General features: G+C 48.9%; 17 protein-coding genes and 2 pseudogenes. 13 read left to right on the top strand and 6 right to left on the bottom strand.

The annotated features are described in order from the left end of the window. Positions 1-4 precede the first annotated feature (4 nt). Positions 5-652, top strand: a complete 648-nt coding sequence (gene yihA, locus CEK71_RS05650) for a ribosome biogenesis GTP-binding protein YihA/YsxC (RefSeq protein ID WP_088618471.1) — start codon at positions 5-7, stop codon at positions 650-652. Positions 653-1,000: 348 nt separating this feature from the next. Further along, complete coding sequence (locus CEK71_RS05645) at positions 1,001-1,756, top strand: hypothetical protein (protein ID WP_088618470.1); 756 nt, start codon at positions 1,001-1,003, stop codon at positions 1,754-1,756. A 30-nt stretch (positions 1,757-1,786) separates the two neighbouring features. On the opposite strand, the pseudogene CEK71_RS05640 reads toward CEK71_RS05645, so the two are convergent. The 3 genes and pseudogenes from CEK71_RS05640 to ppx all read right to left on the bottom strand — a co-directional run bounded on the left by CEK71_RS05640 (position 1,787) and on the right by ppx (position 6,622). Then, a pseudogene (locus CEK71_RS05640) lies at positions 1,787-3,580 on the bottom strand (alpha-amylase family glycosyl hydrolase). A gap of 253 nt (positions 3,581-3,833) precedes the next feature. Continuing rightward, positions 3,834-5,096: a hypothetical protein gene (locus tag CEK71_RS05635; RefSeq protein WP_088618469.1), complete on the bottom strand. Its 1,263-nt coding sequence runs from the start codon at positions 5,094-5,096 to the stop codon at positions 3,834-3,836. A 5-nt stretch (positions 5,097-5,101) separates the two neighbouring features. Beyond that, positions 5,102-6,622 carry an exopolyphosphatase gene (gene ppx / locus CEK71_RS05630; protein ID WP_088618468.1) on the bottom strand — a complete coding sequence of 507 codons (1,521 nt, stop codon included), beginning with the start codon at positions 6,620-6,622 and terminating at the stop codon, positions 5,102-5,104. Between the two features lie 302 nt (positions 6,623-6,924). Between ppx and CEK71_RS24280 the strand changes: the two are divergent. From CEK71_RS24280 to CEK71_RS05590, 10 genes and pseudogenes are all read left to right on the top strand, one after another. After that, a pseudogene (locus CEK71_RS24280) lies at positions 6,925-7,314 on the top strand (RHS repeat-associated core domain-containing protein); the annotation flags it as partial. 36 nt (positions 7,315-7,350) lie between these two features. Then, complete coding sequence (locus CEK71_RS23510) at positions 7,351-7,791, top strand: hypothetical protein (RefSeq protein ID WP_232463855.1); 441 nt, start codon at positions 7,351-7,353, stop codon at positions 7,789-7,791. Next, entirely contained in the window at positions 7,781-8,185 is a 405-nt protein-coding gene (locus CEK71_RS05620) for a hypothetical protein (protein WP_088618466.1), read from the top strand. Before CEK71_RS23510 ends, CEK71_RS05620 begins: the two co-directional genes overlap by 11 nt. A 293-nt stretch (positions 8,186-8,478) precedes the next feature. After that, positions 8,479-8,874: a hypothetical protein gene (locus CEK71_RS05615; RefSeq protein WP_088618465.1), complete on the top strand. Its 396-nt coding sequence runs from the start codon at positions 8,479-8,481 to the stop codon at positions 8,872-8,874. Further along, positions 8,862-9,155: an RHS repeat-associated core domain-containing protein gene (locus CEK71_RS24115; RefSeq protein ID WP_198328470.1), complete on the top strand. Its 294-nt coding sequence runs from the start codon at positions 8,862-8,864 to the stop codon at positions 9,153-9,155. The genes CEK71_RS05615 and CEK71_RS24115 overlap by 13 nt, the downstream gene beginning before the upstream one ends. Beyond that, positions 9,152-9,589, top strand: a complete 438-nt coding sequence (locus tag CEK71_RS23095) for a hypothetical protein (protein WP_198328469.1) — start codon at positions 9,152-9,154, stop codon at positions 9,587-9,589. The genes CEK71_RS24115 and CEK71_RS23095 overlap by 4 nt, the downstream gene beginning before the upstream one ends. A 65-nt stretch (positions 9,590-9,654) precedes the next feature. Next, positions 9,655-10,224, top strand: a complete 570-nt coding sequence (locus CEK71_RS05605; RefSeq protein ID WP_088618464.1) for a hypothetical protein — start codon at positions 9,655-9,657, stop codon at positions 10,222-10,224. Positions 10,225-10,363: 139 nt separating this feature from the next. Next, positions 10,364-10,543: a hypothetical protein gene (locus CEK71_RS05600; protein ID WP_088618463.1), complete on the top strand. Its 180-nt coding sequence runs from the start codon at positions 10,364-10,366 to the stop codon at positions 10,541-10,543. A 288-nt stretch (positions 10,544-10,831) separates the two neighbouring features. Further along, a complete protein-coding gene (locus tag CEK71_RS05595; RefSeq protein WP_088618462.1) occupies positions 10,832-11,314 on the top strand; it encodes a hypothetical protein in 483 nt (160 codons plus the stop codon). Between the two features lie 133 nt (positions 11,315-11,447). Further along, the gene (locus CEK71_RS05590; protein ID WP_088618461.1) at positions 11,448-11,975 is read left to right on the top strand and encodes a hypothetical protein; all 528 of its coding nucleotides are present in this window, start codon (positions 11,448-11,450) and stop codon (positions 11,973-11,975) included. Between the two features lie 199 nt (positions 11,976-12,174). Here CEK71_RS05590 and lnt read toward each other — a convergent pair whose 3' ends face one another. Further along, positions 12,175-13,779, bottom strand: coding sequence for an apolipoprotein N-acyltransferase (gene lnt, locus CEK71_RS05585; protein ID WP_232463771.1), 1,605 nt, complete (start codon positions 13,777-13,779; stop codon positions 12,175-12,177). Between the two features lie 119 nt (positions 13,780-13,898). On the opposite strand from lnt, the gene CEK71_RS05580 reads away from it, so the two are divergent. After that, entirely contained in the window at positions 13,899-16,205 is a 2,307-nt protein-coding gene (locus CEK71_RS05580; protein WP_088618459.1) for a TonB-dependent receptor, read from the top strand. A gap of 160 nt (positions 16,206-16,365) precedes the next feature. On the opposite strand, the gene CEK71_RS05575 is transcribed toward CEK71_RS05580, so the two are convergent. Both CEK71_RS05575 and CEK71_RS05570 read right to left on the bottom strand, forming a co-directional pair. Next, the gene (locus tag CEK71_RS05575) at positions 16,366-17,391 is read right to left on the bottom strand and encodes a hypothetical protein (RefSeq protein ID WP_088618458.1); all 1,026 of its coding nucleotides are present in this window, start codon (positions 17,389-17,391) and stop codon (positions 16,366-16,368) included. A gap of 201 nt (positions 17,392-17,592) precedes the next feature. Beyond that, on the bottom strand, positions 17,593-20,970 hold the full coding sequence (locus CEK71_RS05570) for a glycosyltransferase (protein ID WP_088618457.1): 3,378 nt from the start codon (positions 20,968-20,970) through the stop codon (positions 17,593-17,595). Positions 20,971-21,194: the final 224 nt, after the last annotated feature.

Genomic DNA, 21,194 nt, shown 5'->3' with positions numbered 1-21,194 from the left:
AACGATGAATCCAATTTACCACCAAGCCAAATTTATAAACAGTTCTCCGCATCTTAAGGACACGCCTGCCGACGAGGGGTTGGAAATTGCTTTTGCTGGCCGTTCCAATGCCGGAAAGTCCAGTGCGATCAATACGCTGACCCGCCACACTGGCTTAGCGAGGATCAGTAAGACCCCAGGGCGCACCCAAATGCTCAATTTTTTTGAGATTAGCGAACAATTGCGCTTTGTCGATTTGCCCGGTTACGGTTATGCGAAAGTGCCTTTGGCGGTCAAACAAGACTGGCATAAGCTGATGGAAACGTATCTGACCAGCCGCAAATCTTTGTGCGCGATTGTTTTGGTGATGGATATCCGCCATCCGTTGACCGAATTCGATTGGCAAATGGTCGAATGGTGCGAGCATAGCCAATTGCCTTTGCATATTTTACTGACTAAAGCCGATAAGCTGACCTACGGGGCGGGTAAAAATACCTTATTGCAGGTGCGCCGTGAATTGAAAGACATGACTGTACCTTTGACCATCCAATTGTTTTCGGCATTAAAAAAAGTGGGTGTCGATGAAGTGCACCAGGCTTTAGACCAGTTGTTTAATCCTGAACAGCAAGTTGCGGAAACGGTTGAGATGGCTACCGAAGCGCAAGAGGCTTAACAAGCTTTGGACGTTTCTGGCGGGCAAAAGAAAGCCCCAGAGTCTGGAGAAAAACCCTGGGGCTTGAGGGGAAACCAGCCGTTTAACAAAGGGGGGAATACGGCTGGCTGGTCGCCGTGAAAGGCGAACAGGATTAAGACGCTATGCCAAAAAAAAAGTTCCGGCATTGCGAATTTTTTTGTGAATTTTTTTGCTAGTGCAAGGATGGGTTGTCAAAAGCTTTTCTTGCGCTTATATTGCCACGTCTAATAACAGAGGTTTTACCTTTTGGGGTAGCTATAGGGTGAAGCTCTTTTACCCAGCACCAATCATAAGAAAGCCATTATCTTATACTAATCAATTAACTGCATGAATACAGGTATTTTCACCCATATTGCGCATTCCTATTTTAAGGCTGCGGGGAATAATTGGCTGTATTTGGGGCAGGCGGCTTGGGCGTTAAAACCTCTTGTTCTGCCGTTGGCTGTGGTTTATTCGGTCGTTTTAACGGCAATAGGGCTGTTTTTTTATTTGGGGATTGTCTTAGACTGGCTGGGCAAGCTTACCGATGCTTGTCGGCATCTGATTATCGGTATGATGAAAACCCATAGCGATTATATTGACAGCGGCCTGTTCTCGTTTTTGTTCCGGCCTATCCTGTTAGTGGTTTTGTCGCCTTTGCTGATTGTGTTCTTGGTTATACCCAAACTGTCCAGCGATTCGATGGACAGTTTCATTACCAATGAATCCAGCGGCGCGTTAGATGGTTCTGGTGCGTTTAAAATGGTCAACAGCATTTTTTGCCACGCGGTCAGGCGGCTTTATAATTATGTCGCCGACACTTATTTGCTGTTAAAGCCGATAGCGGCTGTAGTGGCGATTGTCTACTCCTTAGTGCTGTTAGCATTGGGCTTTGGTTTCGCTTTATTGATCCCTTTGGATTGGCTCAGTCACTTGGTTGAGGTCATCCGCCAATCGACTGCCCGTACCGCCTATCGTTTGCAGCAAGGGGTCAATAGCCATTTTCTCGGCTTTCTTTTGGTTTCGCCGTTGCTGATCTTGCTGGCGCCGCTATTTTTGCTATTGCTGATTATCCCTAAGATCACGTCGCAGATGGTGGTTTAAGCGGGGTAGGCGATGGCTAGCTCCGTTTTATCATATCCGCAAAATCTGTATTTCCATCGCTTGTAAAGTTACCCGCACCGCATTAATCGGGCCTTTGCCTGTCGGGCCGTCCACTTCCGAGACTGTCACTGCCCCGAAGCGGGCGACAGGGTTGGGCGCTTGGGGGTGCGGTTTATTGCTGTAGCAAACTGTCATCTGGTCGCCGGTTCTGCTCAGCGACATATCGACAATGGCATAGACGTTAACCGTTTGGGTGGTGCTGGTGTTAGCGATAACAAGGATTTCCCGGTCGTTAAGGATACGTGACCAAGCCAATACCCCATTCGGTAATGCCGACACCGCAAAGTTTTTCCCATCCCCGGAAATGGGCCGGAAATAAAAGCGGCCATAGCGTAGGGCGGGCAAGCTGGCGCGTACTGCCGCCAATTTTTTCAGCTCGGTGTAAAACAAGCCGTTTTGCGGAAATTGCGGGGCGATCCCCCATAAGGCTTCGCGGACGGCGGCATCAGAGCCTACCCCGTGCAAACCTTGCTCGGTGCCGTAATAAACGCAGGGGATACCCGGCAGCGCGTAGAGACAGGCTAAGCCTAGGGTGGCTTGGTCATTATAGCGGTCGGGGTTGTTGGGGTTGGCGTAGCGTAGGCGTTCTTTCACATCGTGGTTGTCGAGGAAGGTGACGAAATAGCGGGTGGCATCGCCGTGGGAGCTTAAGATAAATTGCTCGCTTTGTTTGCGCCATTGGTACATCGCCGTGACAGTGCTGGGTGCTTGACTGCCTTTGATAACGGGTTTAAGGGTATTGAACAGCGGATAATCTAGCGCGGCATCGACACCTATCAGGCTGTTGGCATCGTTGCCCATTTTCGTGTTGCGGCCAATAAAGCGGGCGATATCGTTTTCGGCGTTACCGTCCCACACTTCGCCAAAGGTAAAGAAATTTTTCTTACCGATGGCCAGGGCAAACTCGCGCACGGCATTGCCGAACGTCAGGGCGAAATCGGCAGGCAGGTAGCGTAAGGTGTCTATCCTAAAGCCGTCTATGTCATAACGGGCGATGACATATTGATAGGCGCGGATTAAATAGTTTTGTAGCTCAGAGTTGTCGGTCATCAGTTGCTTGAGTGCGGAAAAATCCCCTAGGGTATCCGGCCCCTTCGGGTCGGGGCCGCCTTGCCGACGGAAATAAGCGTTGTTTTGCAGTTCCGTAGGCCAAACAAACGCATCAGCCGATGGGTTGGCGATGCTGGCGACATCGCTGTAATTGGCTTGGGGTATGCCTTCGGCATCGCGCCATTGGATAGGCAAAGGGATATCGGAATACGGGGCGGTGGTGTTGCCGTTATAGGCGAAGACGTTGCCGGTATGGTTAAGGACAATATCGAAAATGACATACAGCCCCGCTTGGTGTGCGGCATCGACTAGGGCGCGTAATTCGTCGTCGGCTTGGTTCGGATTGTCGGCAAAGCGGGGTTCGGCGCGGAGAAAATCGTGGATACCGTAGCCATGCTAGGTGGTATCGGAAAAAGGCAGGTTTTTCAGTACCGGGCTTAACCAAATCGCCCCCACACCCAAATTTTTGATGTAGTCGAGGCGTTGGCGGATGCCCCTAAACGTGCCGCCTTGGAAGCGGTCATAATGGGGGTCGTCGTAAGGGGAATGGGCAGGTGGGGCGGACGGGTTGTTAAAACGGTCAACCAGCAAAAAATAAATGCTGTGGTCGCGCCAGTCGGCAGGTGACGGGAATGGCCCGTTAGTTTGCCCTGAAGCGCGGCAGGCTTGGTCAAATACGGCTTGGACTTCGGCTGAAAAAAGCGATGTATACATAGTGGCTCCTGGGTTTGTTTGCGCCGCACGATGCGAAGCTGCCGACTATATAAAAATTACGCCACTGAGGAAATTAACTATTACCGCCCAAACTGTGAATAGGCCACAAAATAGCTAATGAGTTTTTATGTTATTGAAAATAAATAATAAAAATAAGCGATAAATCCAGTGCTGACAGATATTGGCGGGGCTTTTTTAACGCTTTTTCGGTCTGTTAGCCCAAACTGGCGGCATCAGCCGCTGGTTTGGCGGCTTAATCTTGTTTATACAGCGGGATTGCCGCGATGCGTTCGTCAATTTCTTGTGATAGGCGTTGGTAGGCGGGGCTGCTGGTCGAACCGTAACGGGATTTAAATTCGCTTTCGTTCATGTGTTCCGGCAAATCGGTGGGGTCGGGCATGATGTCATTGTAGCCCTTGATTTCCGATAGGGCTTTTTGGAATTTGCGGGCTTGTTCCGGTGAGGCGGTGGCGAGTTCGCCGAAACGGGTGCCGGCCTTATCCGCCGCCAAGTCGACAAAGCTAAAGCCGCTACCGCCGTCGGCATCGCTCAGTTCCTTTTCTTCGCCGACAACTTTAGAGACTTGCCCGTTCATGGAGGCGGTCAGGGTCGCCGAGCCGATGAAATGTTGCGCCAGATCGCTACGTTTGTACATAAATGCCGCGTAATAAGGGGTGCTGGCGTTGGCTGAGGTCAGGAAGCGGTGGGTCTCTTGTTTGTTGATATAGTCGTTCAGGGCGATGATCGCGAGCTTGTTTTCGTCAATGGCGTTGTTCAGGTCAGAGCGCTGGTAGGCGAGGGTAAATAAAGGCTTGAGCAAATCGGCAAAAGACAGCCGCCATTTCGGGTCGTGTCCGGCGACAATTTCGCCGAGCTTTTTCTGGTAATCGTTAAACGCGCTGGTACTGGCTTCTGGGGAGAGCAGTTGCCGCGATTGGATGAGGGTCTTGAGGTCAGAAAAATAAGTGACGGTGATTTTGTCCGGGTCAATTTTTACCGTCTGGATCTGGCGCGTGGCGAGGAGAAAATAGGCGTTTAAGGCTGAATGGCGGATGCCGTAATCAATCAGATAGGCGGCAATGCTGGAGGGCAGCAGCAGTTTTCCCGCCTTAAATTTGGTGACGGTGGGCAAGGGGCCGTCGTCGGCATTACCCAACCTGATCGTAATGTTAAGGTATTTGCCCAGCGGGTTTTCCGGCAAGGTGGCTGTGACGATAAATTTTAGCTTGTTGGCTTTTAAGGAAATTTCTACCGCGCTTTTGCTGTAGCGGTTCAGCAGGTAATTAGCGGCGAGGTTGAGGTCTTCTTTTGACAGGACTAAGGTGCCGATTTCGTCGGGGCTGGTTTTTGAGCCTTCACGGAGGATTTTGCGGGCGCGGAGTATGTCTTCATGGCCTAGTGTCCAGCCCAATTGTACATCGGGGTGGTCGCTGACCCCGAACAGGATAATAATCACACCTATTGCCAGCAGCGTGCCCAGGCAGTACAGCGGTAAGCGCAATAGGTGTTTTATCATGTCGGTCAGGAAAACGTCAGGGTGAAGCCCGCGTCTTTTAAATAGTCTGCTTCCTGCGCCAAGTCGGCATGGGTCAGCGGCGCTTGCGCCAACCAGCCGCTAGGGAATTTCAGGGACATTTTATTTTTGCCCAGATTGATTTTAAACGGCGGCAAGTCTTCGTCATGACGGTTGCGCCGCAACAGCACGGCAAGCCTTAAAATCAGGGTCAGATACGGGGCATATTCGTTCCACGGGGTGGGCAGGTTGAGGAAGCGGGCAAAGGAAAATTTGCGCCTATGCGAGCGGATAATGGCCGCCAAGACTGTTTGGTCTTGCTTGGAAAAACCCGCTAAATCGCCGTTTTCGATAACGTAAGCGCTGTGTTTATGGTATTGGCTGTGGGCGATGTCCTGGCCGATTTCGTGCAGATCGGCGGCCCAATCCAAAAACTGGTGGCCGTTTTCATCGGTGATAAACGCTTGTTGCGCAGTGGCGGCGTTTTTACCCGATGTGACGTTGTCGAGGATGTACTTAACCGTCTGCTTAATCCGTAGCGCATGTTGGCGGTCGGTATGGTAGCGTTCGGCGATGTTCTGTGTGGTCGCGGCGCGGATGTCCTGGTCGTAAATCCGCCCTAACATGTCTTGGATCAAGCCTTCCCGCAACGCCCCTTCGGAAATGGTCATCTGTTCGATGTTCAGGCTTTTGAAGGTGGCGTAGGCAATCGCTAAGCCGCCCGGAAAGACTGGCAGGCGTTCGTCATCGATATCCGGCAAGTTGAGTTCGCTGATATGGGTGCATTGGCATAAATGCTCGGCCAGCAATTCCAATCCGGCACGGGTAATGCCGTTGTTGCTCCAGTTTTTTGCCTGTAGCACTTTGGCAAGTGACTTTAAGGTGCCTGACGCGCCGATGGCTTCATGCCAATGGCAAGGTTGGAAGCGGGTTTCGATAGGCTCCAGTTGCTGTTCGGCGAAAAGCACGGCTTTGTCGAAAGCGGCTTTTGACAGTTTGCCGTCCGGAAAAAACCAATTGCTTAGCGACACGCAGCCCATGTGCAGGCTTTCTTTGCTCAGCGGGTTTGCACCGCTGCCGATAATATATTCGGTACTGCCGCCACCAATGTCCATCACCAACCGGACATTACCTTGCGACCCTAAACTGAACGCCACGCCCTGATAAATCAGCCGTGCTTCTTCAATACCCGAAATGATATGGATGGGGTGGCTTAAGGCTTGTTCGGCCTTAGCGAGGAATTGCGGGGCATTTTTGGCCGCCCGCAGCGTGTTGGTGCCGACAATGCGCACACTTTCCGGCGGAAAGTTGCGGATGCGTTGCCCGAAGCGTTCCAAACAGGCCAAAGCCCGTTGTTGGGTGTCGGCATCTAAGATGTTATTTTTGTCCAGCCCCGAGGCCAGCCTGACCATTTCTTTCAATTGGTCTAAAGTGATCAGTTTGCCATTGCTTAAGCTGCAAACAATCATGTGGAAGCTGTTAGACCCTAGGTCTACAGCAGCGACAATTTCAGGTGGTTTTCTTTGCACAGGTTAATCCATTGGTTTGATCTGGGCTTGTTAATTTCTGACGGAATCACAAGAGGCGTGGGCGGACAAAAGGCTTAACCTAGCCGCCATAGCCGCTAATTTAACTTATTTACCCGTTGCCGTTAAGCGATAGTTTTTGGGGTGGGGGTCATTAGAAAAACTGCCCGTGTGGCCGAATAGCCGCATTGATGAATTGTTGCCTTTGACCCCCGAACAAATAACGGCGATTAAACAAACTTTACCTGAAAAGGCAACGTGGTAGGGACGCACGCTTACGCCGCATCGGCAAAACCGTCAACGGCGTGTTGGTGCAGAGTTTCCTCTACCAAAACCAACTCAACCCCATCGCCGAACTGGACGGCAACAACCAAATAGTCAGCCGCTTCGTCTACGCCAGCAAAGCCAACGTGCCGGACTACCTGACCAAAAATGGCGCCACCTACCGCATCATCAGTGACCACCTCGGCAGCCCGCGTTTGGTCATCAACACCGCTAACGGCAGCGTCGCCCAGCGCATCGACTACGATGTCTGGGGCAACATCACCCAAGACACCAACCCCGGCTTCCAGCCCTTCGGCTACGCGGGCGGCCTGTACGACCGCCACACCAAACTTGTCCGCTTCGGCGCAAGGGATTATGATGCCGAAACCGGACGCTGGACGGCGAAAGACCCGATTGGGTTTGGCGGCGGGGACAGTAACCTTTATGGGTATGTGGTCGGGGATCCTGTGAATGCGCTTGATCCGAAAGGAAAAAACGCTGTTTGGGCTGCAAGGAGTGGGTGGAATGTCGGGTGGGCTGTTGGCAACGCTATCAATGATGCCATTACAGAAACAACTGGATTACCGCTAGGCGTGATAATCTATAATGCGACTCACGAAGATGAAGGTAATGAAGATTATGATTCACTTGAGGCTGGCGAAGCTGTTGGGCCCGACTGCAAAACCTTAGGAAAACAAGCTGAAAAAGGTATCCGTTCGCTTGAAAAACGGATTGCAGAGCATGAGCAAAAATTAAATGACTTTAAGGCAAATCCAACTGTTAGGCCAGGAATGGAAGGGCAGCCACAAGAAGTAATTGAAGCTGCTCAACAAGCTCGAATAAACCATCTAGAAAAAGAAATTCAAACATTTAAGAATAACATTGATAAACTTACGAATGGAAAATAAATGCTTTAATTTTGGAACGCGTGTCCTTTGTTTTGCTTCGTTAAATGATGGGCTGCTGATTAATATAAATATATCTTCTCCGTTTGCTGTGCTTTTACCTGCTGCAAATAAAACCGAATGTTTGGAAGCTGAAAAACTTATCGTTACACTTTTAAAAATGGGTTGTATTGAATTCTGTTGTGTAGGATTAGAATCAGAGTTTCTTCATGATGAAATTGATAACATTATAGAAGACAACAGGGCGTTTGACGTTGTTACCACATATGATTTAGACGAAGTTGAAGGTTGTGAATACTTTCTATTTGCCGCTGGTGGCGGCATTAAAAGTTTATTAGCCTTGGTTTCAGGGCATCCAAATTTACTAAATGAACTACAAAGTATGATTATTTCCTGAAGCTTGTTGTGCCTGTCAAGGGTACACTGATATTCAAAATAATATTCAAATCAATGCAAATATCTACGGCAAAGGTGAAACTCCAGTTTATGATCCTTTAGCAGAGCAATTTATTCAAACAATCGCACATGAATAGCTACATGTTCAGCAAAGCACTTTTGAGAAAATGTTAACTCATGGTGAATTATATGACCCGTTGGATAAACTTGCTGAAATTATTGCTAAAAATGTTGTGGAAGAGTTCTGGCGTAGACGAAGCAAATCGTGTCCTTTGTAATTAATTTAGTTGAATAATGAAAATAAAATACTCATTGTTGCTAGTAATTTTGTGTATGTTTTGTTTTTTACTTATGGTTTTATGGATAGGGCTTCGCAGTGACACGTTGCCCAAATCAAAAGTATCCTTGATGGAGATCATGCAAACCTTGGGGGCAGCAAGCGAAGCAGCTAATAAATGCTGGCGCGGGCAACACTTGCCAATTGTTGCCTGTCAAGCGATGAAAGTGCATATACCAACATCGGTATCATCTGATTTCACCTATTTAGCGTCTGACCAAGGTGTGTTAATCGGTGTCAATTATCCGAACCAGATAACTATTGCACTTATACCTGAATTCGTACACGGCGAACTACAATGGCATTGCATAGGGAGTCCCCAAGAAATAGTTAAGGATTTGTGCCACAAATAACCCGTATAAGGCGGATTCACTCTAAGGTAATCCGGCACGGCTTCACAGGCACTTTACTGCGGGTTGGCTTCCGGCCCTTTGGCTACGCGGGCGGCCTGTACGACCGGCGCACCAAACTTGTCCGCTTCGGCGCAAGGGATTATGATGCCGAAACCGGACGCTGGACGGCGAAAGACCCGATTGGGTTTGGGAGGGTAACCTTTATGGGTATGTGTTGGGGAATCCGGTTAATTTTATTGATCCTTTTGGGTTGGATCAACATCATGATTTTCCTAAGATGAAAAAAAATATTTTTGAAGAGTATGGTTCTTGGAAACTCATAAGTGATATAACTTTTCACGACATCATTAAATATCCTGTGTGGGTATGGTGTATCCAAGTTGATGCGGAGGGCGTACCTGATGGAGGAGATGAAACCGCAATGCGCCCAATACTCAACTCTGTTGAAGTGCCAATCGATCACGTCGCACCGCCTCTGGTTCTGTTAAAAATAAAAGGCACTGAGTATTATGCGTCCGGTTTATACAATAATGATACAAAGAAAATAGAGTCAATATCTGTTTATATCAATAATGATATTGTTGATCCATATGAAATAAATAATTTAAGTAAACCTGTTGTTTATATGGCCATCCCTAGAATTAACGGTGTTGAAAATAAGGAATTTTTGAGTCAATTAACAAATATTGACGAAGCTATTTGTTCAAATACATAGCCGAACGCTGGACTGGGAAAGGGTGATCTAGAAAATTTTTTATTTTTCTATTGGGGTTAAAATTGATGCCGTTTAAACAAATTTTAGAATACGCAAAAATACATAATATTATTGTGTCGGCGTATGTTAATGCTAACGATTGGGGGCAATATTCTGTTGGATATGTAGATTCAATTACAAATGAACATGTTCGGTTGCGCACTCTTTCGAAGTATGGTGAAAATGCCGGATTTGAAATAAGGTTATTATCGGATATTGTTAAAATTGAATATGATGGAAAATATGAAAAAAAAATTGAACTGTTAAACAAAAAACAAGGCAAGGTATTCAACGAAATATACCCTAACAAAATATCATCAGGTAATCTTTTTGAGGATGCCTTAAAGCAATCTTTAGAGGATTCAGTTGTAATCGTTATTTGGGGAAATGATCCTGATGATTCATTGGTAGGAATTGTCGAAAAGTTAGATTCGGAATTGATTAGCGTCCGTTTAGTCAATGAGTTTGGGGAAGATGACGGACTTTCTACAATTAAAATTGATGAAATTAACAGCATTGATTTCAATACACAATCTGAACAAGTAAGAAGCTTTTTATATAAACACTCTGCGCTAATTCCTAATTCGATAGGTTGATTCGCACAACGTGGTAAGGCGCATACCGTAAACCCATAAGGCGAATTTGCCCTAAGGTAATCCACCTTATGGGTTTGCATTCATTAAAAGCACCTGTATTTTCTGGTATGGCGGCAAAAAATGGGAGGATTTAATTATAATGAATAAATCGACTATTTTGTGCTATGTGTGTTCCCATGAAGGGTTTGGGGAAATATTTGGGGATGAGCTGTTGTTCAAAAACTTAAATTTACAGGCTAGATCCTGTAAAGAAGGGCGTGTTTGGGAAATTAATGGGGTTCGGATTGAGCAGGCATTGATTGATAAATTTATCAGGTAATACGCTGCAACTGTAAAGGGATGAAGATTCATTTGAGGCGGCTGTTGGTTCGGTAATCCTATTAGATGAAGTTGAGTACGAAGGTAAAACAAAAAATATTGACATACGCGACCAGGGCTACACTGAAAAATGGACTGGTGTGGATTCTAACGGTGAATGGCAATCGGCATTGAGAAATCCGAAAACAGGCAGATGGAAATAGGGTCATAGAACCTCAAAAAACGATAAGTATTGGTAAATTTGTCCCTTTGGTTTCTGTCTCGTGTGGAATATGGTTAAAGGTGTGGTATGGATAAGATTATTCGGGTAACACAAGGCATTTGTGACAATGAATATAATTCAATGTCTGAAGCAGTCGCTGCTGCTAAACAAAGAGAAAATTTATATAAAGTTAAGCTGGATTTGATAAATGGTAAAATTTTAAAGGGCTATCAATTCAATGGAAGTACATTGGTTTTATTTTTTGCTAATGATCTATATGCAGTGATTGCACCTGGTCAAAACGCAGTAAATTTTGATGTTGTGCCAGATAAACCGAGGATTGATGTTCTTTCAGGAGAACAGGATATTTATTTAGAGCTTCCCTGTGGTACTAGAATAGTATGGGATTGGAATAAAATACTGGATAACTTTATGGGTAAGCAAATTGTGGTCTCACCGAGTGATCAAGTTTTGTTTATTTTTGCCAGAGATGGGGATGAATATTTGATTACTTTTTATGTGGAATATGATGATCCACAAAAGCAATTGTTATATATTTCTCAGGCATAACCCCTAACTTGACGTAATCCTGATAACCAATACGAATGCACCTATGGCTGAACAGGGTCTACACAACGGACGGCTTAATGACACTGCTTGCCGATTCTAAAGGTAATAGCACAGATTATGAGAGGGATATGCTATGTGGCCTTTCAAAAGAAAAACCTTTAGGTTGGACAATCTGAAGGAGTTGGAACGTTGCTATGGCATTCCGAGCCAAAAAAACACCTTGCTAAATATTGATATATACTATGTTTTTATATACATCCATGGATCAATAGATGTTAACTCATGCCCAAAATACAAATTACTTGTAGATGCTCTTTTAGCTTCTGGGGCGGGTGTTGACAATATAGACGGCCCCTTTGTCTTATCATCTTACGGGTTGTTTCCAAAACTATATGATAGGGTTGATTTGCCAAATGCGCTTGCTACTTGTGTCAAAAATATAAAATCACTGCCGCTCGATGGCATATCGGGCGTGTATGGGGTTTCAAAAGGCATCGCCTTTGAGGCCGGAAGTGAGTTTAGAAAAAACTACACCTATGTATTGGAGCATCATAAGGAAATATATAAGTTACTATTAAGTTGCGATTTATACAATACCCACGACCCGATGGACGATGACGGACTTCAGAGAAGGTTTAATGGCTATAAAAAGCGACGCTGACCGATATTACCCCAGACCAAGTTCAACGACAGTTACGATGGCTTCTTACTCAAAACGACTGCCTTCATGTGCATTGATGATGTGGGGCAGTTGCCTTGCTTAAGCCCTTTCTCCAGACCTTGCAACAATGTCTGGAGAAAGGGCTTTTTGCATTAGGCTCCAGTCGCGCATTCTAAAAATAGCCGTTAATTGTGTTGTATTAACTTATTTTACCGCGCTTATACCCCGCATTCACCTGACACCCCCACCACGCTAAAAAAATTCCCAGCAATACCAGCACTATAGGCTGGTCGCCGATTCGGGCGTAGGGGGTCATACCGCCCATTGGGGTGATGTTGGCTTTTAGCACGGTAGTGGTAAATGGTACGGCGCTGGCGCTGATGTTGCCGTCGGGGGCAATCACGGCGGTCAGGCCGGTGTTGGTGGCGCGGAGCATAAAGCGGCCAGTTTCTAATGCCCGCATTTGCGCGATTTGCAGGTGTTGGTGCGGTTCCATAGAGTCACCGAACCAGGCATCATTGGTGACGTTGACCAGATAGGCGGCTTGGGGCAGGCCGTTGATGTTGGCGTCGCCGAAGGCATCTTCATAGCATATCGAGGTGATGAAAGGGTAGCCGCCCGCTTGTAATAGGGGTTGTTGGTCGCCGCCGGGGGTAAAGTCACCTAGCCGGATGTCGAGTTTATTGAGGATATAGCCGGATAAGGGTTGCCAGGGCATGTATTCGCCAAAGGGCAGTAGGTGATTTTTATTGTATTGGCCGGGGTGTTGGCCTAGGGTCAGTACCGCGTTATACATGATTGTGTCGGTGTCGCCTTCGGCGGGTAGGCTGACGATTAAATCGGTGTGGTGCTGGAGGGCTTCGGCTTGTAGGGGCGTGAGGTAAAAGCCTTCGACTTCGGATAAGTAGGCGGGGATGGCGGTTTCCGGCCAGACGATAACATCTGCGCCCCAGTGTTCGGCGGTGAGGTTTTTATACAGCATCAAGGTGTTCATTTGGTTGTCCGGCAACCATTTTTGGTCTTGGCTGATATTGCCTTGGATTAAGGCCACTTGCAGGTCTTTGCCGATAGGGGTCGTCCAAGTGATGTGGCGTAGCCCTGCCCCTGCGATCCAGATCAGTGCCAGTAGGCCGCCTAGCCAGTAACGGCGTTTGTTGTGGTGCAGTACGGCAACGGCGAGGGCGGCGGACAAGGCGAGCAAAAAACCCGTGCCATAAGCCCCAATCAGGGGAATGTAGCCCGCTAAGGGGCTGTGCAGTTGCGAATATGCCCCCAGTAGCCACGGAAAACCGTTCAGCAGCAGTACGCCACGGAAGTATTCCAGTAATGCCCAAATTAATGCCACACCCAGAATGCTATGGCTGGCGCGGCACTGTACCGTCAACCAGCCCGCCAAGGCAGGAAACAGTGCCCAAAAGCTAAAGAACAGGGTCGTTAATGCCGCTGCACTGAACAATCCGGCATGGCCGTAATCGTGGATGCTGACATAAACCCATGACACGCCGATGCCAAATGCGGCCAAGCCGAACAGGTAGCCGCGCCGTAGGGCGCGTAGCGGTGTGGCGTGCCGCCAGCCGGAAAACAGCAGGAGCAGGGCGATGGGGGCTAGAACGGCGTAGTTAAAAGGTGCGAAGGCAAGGGTGTATAGGCCGCCTGCGAGGAGGGCGAGCAAGTCGCGGGCACAGTCAGTGCGCAGGTGTTTGCTGAAGTGGGGCAAGGTCTGGTTGGGCATAATGGTTGGGGGTGTCGGAAGGGGTGTCGGAATTCTGCCAGTCATGGCGGTTAAAAGCAACTCAACAGCCATGCTATTGGCAAAAGCCGCTCTGTTAGCAGGAATAATTCCTTTTTGTGGCGGGTGGCTAGGGTTTATCGGGCAGATTAGCTAAGATGGCGGTTTTATAGGCTTTGTGAAGTAAGATAGACATGAAGAAGGTTTTTTGGGCCGTGAGTTTGTTGGCTGTGGCGGCCGGGGGTAGGGCGGAGGAAGCGGCGGTTGATTTGGAGGCTGTCGAGGTGGTTGGGGTCTCCCCCATGCAGTCGGTGGGCGGGGTGTCGGTTGATAAAATCCCGGCGGCGGTGCAGACGGTGTCTTCGGCGCAATTGCAACAGGCGCAAAGCCTGTCGTTGGCGGAGTATCTTAACCGTTATTTAGGCAGTGTCCATATTAACGAGGCGCAGAATAACCCGTTGCAGCCGGATATTTATTATCGCGGCTTTGTCGCGTCGCCGCTGCTGGGGTTGCCGCAGGGCTTGTCTGTGTATGTCAACGGGGTGCGCTTTAACGAGCCGTTTGGCGATTCGGTCAATTGGGATTTAATTCCGCCTGGAGCACTTGAATCGACTACGCTACACGGCGGCTCCAATCCGGTTTATGGCCTGAATACGTTGGGCGGGGCGGTGGTGATGAAAACCAAGACCGGATTTTCTGCGCCCGGCCATCAGCTTGAGGTTTACGGCGGCTCGTTTGACCGCCATGTTGAGGAGATCACCAGCGGCGGCAATAACGGTAAGCTGGGCTATTTCTTGGATTTGCGCAGTTTTGAAGAGCAAGGTTGGCGGGATTTTTCGCCGTCGGCGGCGAAACAGGCCTTAGGGACGTTAAGCTGGCATGGCGATAGGGGCGGTTTGGATTTGACGGTCGCCGCCAATGATAACGATTTGCGCGGTAATGGCACGGCGCCGGTACAGTTGTTGGCGCAAGACCGCAATGCGGTGTTTACCCATCCCGACCAGACGGTCACGCGCTTGTTCTTTACCGAATTGGCGGGCAATTACGCGCTGAATGACACGGTCGAGCTGACGGGTAATGTCTATTTTCGGCAAAACCGGATGCGTTCGTTTAATGGCGACAGCAGCGATTATAGCGCTTGTGCCGATAACGCGGCGTTGTTATGTACTGGTGAAGGCGACCCGGTGTTGGACACCCAAGGCAACACGGTCAATTTTAGTGAGAGCGTCGATGGGGCGACCAATAACGTCAGCTATACCAATATGTATACGCGTGGCGGTACGGCGCAGGCGTTGTTTACGCACGATGTCTGGGCGCACGAAAACAGTTTGGCGGTGGGGGCCAGTTATGACAATGCCGATGTGCATTTTGGCTCGGATACCGAACTGGCCGAATTGACCGCCGACCGTGGCACTATCGGCAGCGGCATTTATGTCGATGAATCGAGGGTGCGCTTACATACTCATAGCGATACGGTGGGGTTTTATGCCACCGATAGTTTATCCATTACCGATAAGCTGACGGCGACGGTTGCCGGGCGCTATAACCATATTGATCTGGCGATGGCGGACGGTTATATCAATGCCGACCGCAACTTGAATGGCCAGCATATTTTCCAGCGCTTTAACCCGTCAGCGGGCTTGACTTATCAAGCTTTGCCGAATGTTACGGTATATGGCAGTTACAGTGAATCCTCCCGCGCCCCGACCCCGATGGAGTTGAGCTGTGCCGATCCGGCTGCCCCCTGTAAGTTACCGAATTCGTTTGTCAGCGACCCTGAGTTAAAGCAGGTGGTCGCCAATACCTTTGAAGGGGGCTTTAAAGGGCATTTAAAGGGGCTGTTGGGGAAAGGTGACGGGCAATGGAATTTAGGCTATTTCCATACCGCCAATGAGAACGACATTATTTTTCGCCGCGATTTTTCCAGTAATTTCAATAATCAAGGCTATTTTAGCAATGTCGGTAAAACCTTGCGGCAAGGTTTGGAAATGGGCAGTAACATTACTTATCCGCAGCTATTTGGCCGTATTGACGATTGGCATTTTTCGGCCAATTATACCTATCTGAATGCCATTTTTCTCGACGGTTTTGGTATACAGAATCCGCTTAACCCTGAGCAAATTATCGCCGTACAATCTGGCGACCGTATCCCGGGCATTCCTGAGCATTTACTCAAATTGGCGGTGGGGGTGGATTTATGGCGGAAGTGGTCGATAGGCGTAAATGGTTTGTATAGCGGCAGCCAATATTATCGCGGTGATGAGGCGAATGTCACCCGGCCATTGGCAGGTTACTGGCTGTTTAATGCCACAACGGAATATAAAGTTAGCCCACATGTTACCGTGTTTGCTAAGTTGGACAATATTGCCGATGAACGTTACAGTTCGTTTGGTATGTACGGTAATGCCGCCGATGTGTTGGGGAGCAAATTTAATGACGGTCGCTTTATGTCACCGGGTGCGCCCCGGGCCGGTTGGGTAGGGCTGCGGTTGACGTTTTGACGGCGCGTTAGGTATAAAGCTCTTATTTGCCGCTAATAAGGCATAGGGCAGCGTATTACGCCATGTCCCTCCTACACCTGCCAGTCCAGTGTAGGGTGGACATGGCGTTTTTATTTAACGGGATTGCTTTTTACGCGGGGTATCGGCAAACGCTTGGCTGTTAAGGGGCGGGCGTATGTAGATCAAAGCTGTCTAAGGCGGTTTTTGCCCATAGGCGTTTAGCGGCAAACAACTCGACGTTCTCCTGTTCGGGGTACATGGAAAAATCATCATTGAACAAATCTACACCAATCCGTTCCTGTAAAGCGTTGTTGGTTTCCGAGCAGGCCTGGAAAAAACGCATAGCCAGTTGACGGTTGGGATAATAGGTTCCGCCTTTAAACAATTCGGTAATCTTTTGTGTTAATTGGTTGCGCTTGCGGGCGGCCGGTTCCGGTAACTCCAGCCGCCCGTCTTTAATCCGTTCATTCAGTTCTAAGATCAGGCAGGCCGCTTCTAGCGACAACGACTCATTTTTACGTTCGGTCATGGCTAAACCGAGTTCAGGGGTCAGTTTTGCGGTGGCACAAAAATCCAAGACCACATTGCCAGCAAGGAGCTTTTCCCGCGCGAATGGCTTGACAATGATGTTGTTGCTGCCAAATACCTCCGCCCAATTATCATAAATGGTATCGAAGCGGTAATAGTAGTTGCGGGCGGCCCCCACGTCCAAATGCTGGGCGGGAGTAAAGCCGACCAGCAGGGCAGTGGAATACAGGGACACTGCCATTAAATCTTGCCGCCGGAAATAGACCAAGACTTTAATATCCGAAAAATACCGTTCCAAAAGTGCTTTTATGGTTTCGATTTGCCCGATGCTGGTGACATTCGAATGAAGATGTTCGTTAGATATAATGGCACTGCGATAGTCATGGCGTTTAAGCTCATCGCTCAGGTGTTGTTCTAACCTTAAGCAAAACTCGGCATGTTTTTCCGCGCTATTAATTCCTAAATTTTTGTTGCCGAAAGACCATGGCCTCAGCTCGGCATAAGCGGCCAATTTGATATGATTTTTGTCGCCTAGGCTACTAGGATACAAGATGCCCGCTTGTTGTAAACGGCGGCGGTTATGCGCTAAAAACTCTTGTATCGACGTTGTGCCTGTCTTTTCGGTACCAATATGTAACAGCAGGGTCGGTTTTGTCATCGGTCGTTGTAATCGTTAAATTAAGCGGCGTTAGCCAATAGTATTTTGGGGTCAGTCGGCTGTTAGCTTCAGACGAGGCATCGGCGTAACCTGTGTGTTACCCTGCCTATACTCAGTATAAGCAGGGTAACATAACGGCAATAGTCAAATTAATAGTCTAGGTCACTATAGAGGTATTGCAAGTGAAATGCGATAAGTTTATTACAAGGAAGTCCGCGTTTTGTTGACCGCTAAGGCTTGGTTGTCGGTAGAGGCAAAGACATCGCAGGTTTCCAAGGCTTTTAGCATCAATTTGCGGCCATTTTCAAAAGAATAATGGCGGGCGGCAAATTCACGCGCGGCAATGGAAGTTTTTTCCCATACGCTTTGGTCAATATACAGCTCAGTGACGGCATCTGCCCAGTCCTGCGCCGTTTCGGCGATCATGACTTCCAGGCCGTGGCGTAGCGGTGTGCCTTCGGCGGCGATGGGGCTGAGCACTGACGGCGTACCATGCGCGAGTCCGTCGATCACTTTACCTTTAATGCCTGCACCTGTCAGTAACGGGGCGACAAAGACTTTACAGGTATTGTAAATGTCGGCAACATCTTCGATGTAACCTTCGACGATAACATCGTCGCAGGCCAGTTTTTCCAGTTCCGGCGGTACATTGCTGCCGTAAATGCGGAATTTGGCATCGGGCAGTTGGTAGCGCAAGATTGGCATCACTTGGCTGATGAAAAACAACACCGCCGCTTTATTGGGCGGATGGCCGAAACCGCCTAAAAAGGCGATGTCTTGGCGGTCGGCAAAACCTGGAATGTCGTCTTTGATGTCCACGACCCAAGGGCAGGTGACAATTTTGGTGCTATTGAGGTTATGCGACAGCACCACGGCATGTTCAATCGGGTTGTAGGATAACACCACGTCCACTTGCCGCATAATCGACAGTTCATCCTCCCGGATAACACAGGCTTTGTTAATCTGTTCTTGGTCGTTGCGCTCGATGCCTTCGCGCAGTTCGCGCAGGAAATGCAGGTCGGCATTGCAGAACAGGACTTTCGCGGTCGGCGCGTATTGGCGTACCCAATGCAGTTGGTTTTTGGCGACGTAGTAACGGGTTATGTAAACCACATCAAATTCACTGCCGCGCTTTTCCATAAACGTTTGCATGCTGTATTCAAACGGCGCGTAGATGACCTCAATGCCAAGCCGTTGTAACAGCTCGGTATATGCCCCCATATAGGCAAAGTTTTCCGGTATAAAGGTGACTTTAAAGCCCAATGACTGCAACAGGCGCATTTCTTGGATGGCGGCATAGCTGCCCGCATCAATGTCAGGCCGTGGGGTTTGGTAATCAATCACTAGGGCGCGATGGTTGATGCCACGGTCTTTGTTCAGGTCGACCTGCTTGCCTTCTTCGCCGTTGAAACGGCAGCTATTGATCCATTTTTGCTTGAATTTAGGCCGGTTGATTTCCTGATAGCGCTTCGTACCGGAAGTGACGCTGGTGCCGCTGCTGATGCCTTCAAAGTGATAGACGATGGACAGGGGGACAAACAGGGTTTTATAGCCTGCCGCCCGGACTTTAAAGGCCAGGTCGGTGTCTTCAAAATAGGCAGGGCAATACTCTTCGCTAAAGCCGCCGACTTGTTTCCATAAGGCGGTAGTCAACATGATGGCCGCACCGGACAGATAATCGGCTTGGCGGGTGTAGCTAAACCGGGGTTCGTGCGGATTACCGCTGCGCCCGTAATTCCACGGGTTGCCGCTGCTCCAGACAATGCCGCCCGCTTCCTGTAATTTACCGTCGGGATACAGCAATTTAGAGCCTGCCAAGCCGACTTTGTCGAAACTCTCAAAGGTGAAGATCAACTCATCCAACCAATGCACGGTAGGTTCGGTATCGTTGTTGAGCATGACGATATACTGGCCTTTGGCGATACTTGCGCCCCGGTTACAGCTACGGATAAAGCCTTGCGAGGTTTCGTTGCGCAAGTATTGGATGCCGTCCACATAATCCAGGACATCCACGGTATCGTCGCTGGAGCCGTCATCGACCAGAATCACTTCGAAGCTGGCTTTGTTGTACGCAAACAAGAGGGCGACTAAGCAATAATAAGTGACCGGAAACTTGTTGTGGACAGGCACCACGATGCTGACATCGGGTGTTTCAACTACCGGAAAGCTGAGGTGTTCAAAGTGGCGGATTTTGTCAAACCCCGCCACCAGTTGCTCATGCAGCCGACCTAAGCAGGTGACGTGCGCAACTAAGGCCGCCAGCGCTTCACCGTCTTTATTGCCCGCTGCGGCAGACAAGGCCAGTAAGGAGGCACGCATGGCCTCGTAGCGGTAGGCGGCGGCGGGGGATAGTTTGGCGGGTAGAGGTTTGGCGGCATATTTTTGCAGCACATCCCAAGGGGTCAGTTGTGGTGGGGTGATTTCCGCCAGTACGCCGATCAGTTTGCCCGAAGGCCGGGCTTTGACTTCCAGAAGGTGAGGGCGGCCATCCAACAACTGTACGGGCAAGGCGATGTTAAACCCGAAAACTTGCGCGTTGTCATCGGCTTTTGCCGAGGTGGTGTCTATGACAAACAGCCCGTCGACATACAATTCGACCCGCATATCAGGCTGTGAAATCCAGCCGATGACGCGTGAGCCTTCGAGTTGTTCGAGCTTGCCGTGGACATCGGTTGCATAGCTGAACGTCTTAGGCGAGCCTTGGGCAGGTAAGCCGCTATTCCGGTCGATCAGGATGATGGTGTGCTGTTCGCCATCATAAGCGTGTTCTGGTAATTGAAACTGGATATAGGCCAGTTGGGTGTGGTCACATTTGCGTAAGGTTTGCCAGCCTTCGACGCTAATCAATGATTTTTCCCATTTTAACGGTGTTTTGTCTTCACCAGCCAGCAAAGTGAACGCCGGTTGGGTAAAAAACAGAAAGCTGTCTTTTTCTAAGGATTTGGCTGGAAATTTGCGTACCAGTAGGCGGACAAAGGCGGCTTTTTTGGGGGCTTGTAAATATTCGGTAATGCTAATATAGCCTTCTAAGTCCCTGCCGCCCAGTTTGCCTTCGGGGATGTTGGTTTCTTGGCGGGTGATGATTTTGTACTGTGCGTCATAGACTTCAATAATATAGCTTGCCAAGCAACGGTGCAGGCCGAAATGGCCGCCCAGTTGATAATGCCCGTTAGCGTCGATCGGGATAAATTCGCCGACCACCGGATCGATATAGACCAGATCGACGCTATTGTCGATACCGGCATTTTGATAGATATAGAGGGTATGGCCGTTGTACAGCGACCATTTTTCGTTCAGGTCGCAACCTAAGCTGGCTAGGTTGGCGTGTGATGGGTCGATGGCCCAGTAAGCGGGCTGATGCTCAAAGCCAGCATCGCAGATTTGGTTGATGTTCAGTAACAACGGCTGGTCTTTGGCTTCGGGTGCGTCCGAAGCGTCCAATGATTTGATGAACTCGTTATCAATTAATAAATCGACACCGCCGCCTTCACTGACTAGCTTTTTTTGTACTACGGCGGCATTCAAAAAACCGTCACAGGATAAAAATAGACTTCTTATTTTAGGATCACTTATGCTCATTGCTTACCTTATGCCCATTTATGTATAAAAAAACAGTTTCTTGCAAAATCAGCTATACCCTGAACGGTCAATTTTTCGGGTAATCCGTTCGTGGTGAGCCCTTCGACAAGCTCCGCCACAGGGGTTGTCTGGAGACAGCCGAACGGGTTAATCCTAAAATCGAAAACTTGACCGTTTGAAGTATAAGTAGTCATGCCATAGCCCCACTGCCTGCTTACGTTTAG

This window comes from Methylovulum psychrotolerans (genome assembly GCF_002209385.1).
In the GTDB taxonomy this organism is placed as follows: domain Bacteria; phylum Pseudomonadota; class Gammaproteobacteria; order Methylococcales; family Methylomonadaceae; genus Methylovulum; species Methylovulum psychrotolerans.
This window is presented reverse-complemented; position numbering and strand designations above follow the sequence as displayed.

Coding starts and splice junctions, on each gene's coding strand:
- yihA (WP_088618471.1), top strand. CDS start 5: ATGAATCCAATTTACCACCAAGCCAAATTTATAAACAGTTCTCCGCAT.
- CEK71_RS05645 (WP_088618470.1), top strand. CDS start 1,001: ATGAATACAGGTATTTTCACCCATATTGCGCATTCCTATTTTAAGGCT.
- CEK71_RS05635 (WP_088618469.1), bottom strand. CDS start 5,096: ATGATAAAACACCTATTGCGCTTACCGCTGTACTGCCTGGGCACGCTG.
- CEK71_RS05620 (WP_088618466.1), top strand. CDS start 7,781: ATGGAAAATAAATGCTTTAATTTTGGAACGCGTGTCCTTTGTTTTGCT.
- CEK71_RS05615 (WP_088618465.1), top strand. CDS start 8,479: ATGAAAATAAAATACTCATTGTTGCTAGTAATTTTGTGTATGTTTTGT.
- CEK71_RS23095 (WP_198328469.1), top strand. CDS start 9,152: ATGAAAAAAAATATTTTTGAAGAGTATGGTTCTTGGAAACTCATAAGT.
- CEK71_RS05605 (WP_088618464.1), top strand. CDS start 9,655: ATGCCGTTTAAACAAATTTTAGAATACGCAAAAATACATAATATTATT.
- CEK71_RS05600 (WP_088618463.1), top strand. CDS start 10,364: ATGAATAAATCGACTATTTTGTGCTATGTGTGTTCCCATGAAGGGTTT.
- CEK71_RS05595 (WP_088618462.1), top strand. CDS start 10,832: ATGGATAAGATTATTCGGGTAACACAAGGCATTTGTGACAATGAATAT.
- CEK71_RS05590 (WP_088618461.1), top strand. CDS start 11,448: ATGTGGCCTTTCAAAAGAAAAACCTTTAGGTTGGACAATCTGAAGGAG.
- lnt (WP_232463771.1), bottom strand. CDS start 13,779: ATGGCTGTTGAGTTGCTTTTAACCGCCATGACTGGCAGAATTCCGACA.
- CEK71_RS05580 (WP_088618459.1), top strand. CDS start 13,899: ATGAAGAAGGTTTTTTGGGCCGTGAGTTTGTTGGCTGTGGCGGCCGGG.
- CEK71_RS05575 (WP_088618458.1), bottom strand. CDS start 17,391: ATGACAAAACCGACCCTGCTGTTACATATTGGTACCGAAAAGACAGGC.
- CEK71_RS05570 (WP_088618457.1), bottom strand. CDS start 20,970: ATGAGCATAAGTGATCCTAAAATAAGAAGTCTATTTTTATCCTGTGAC.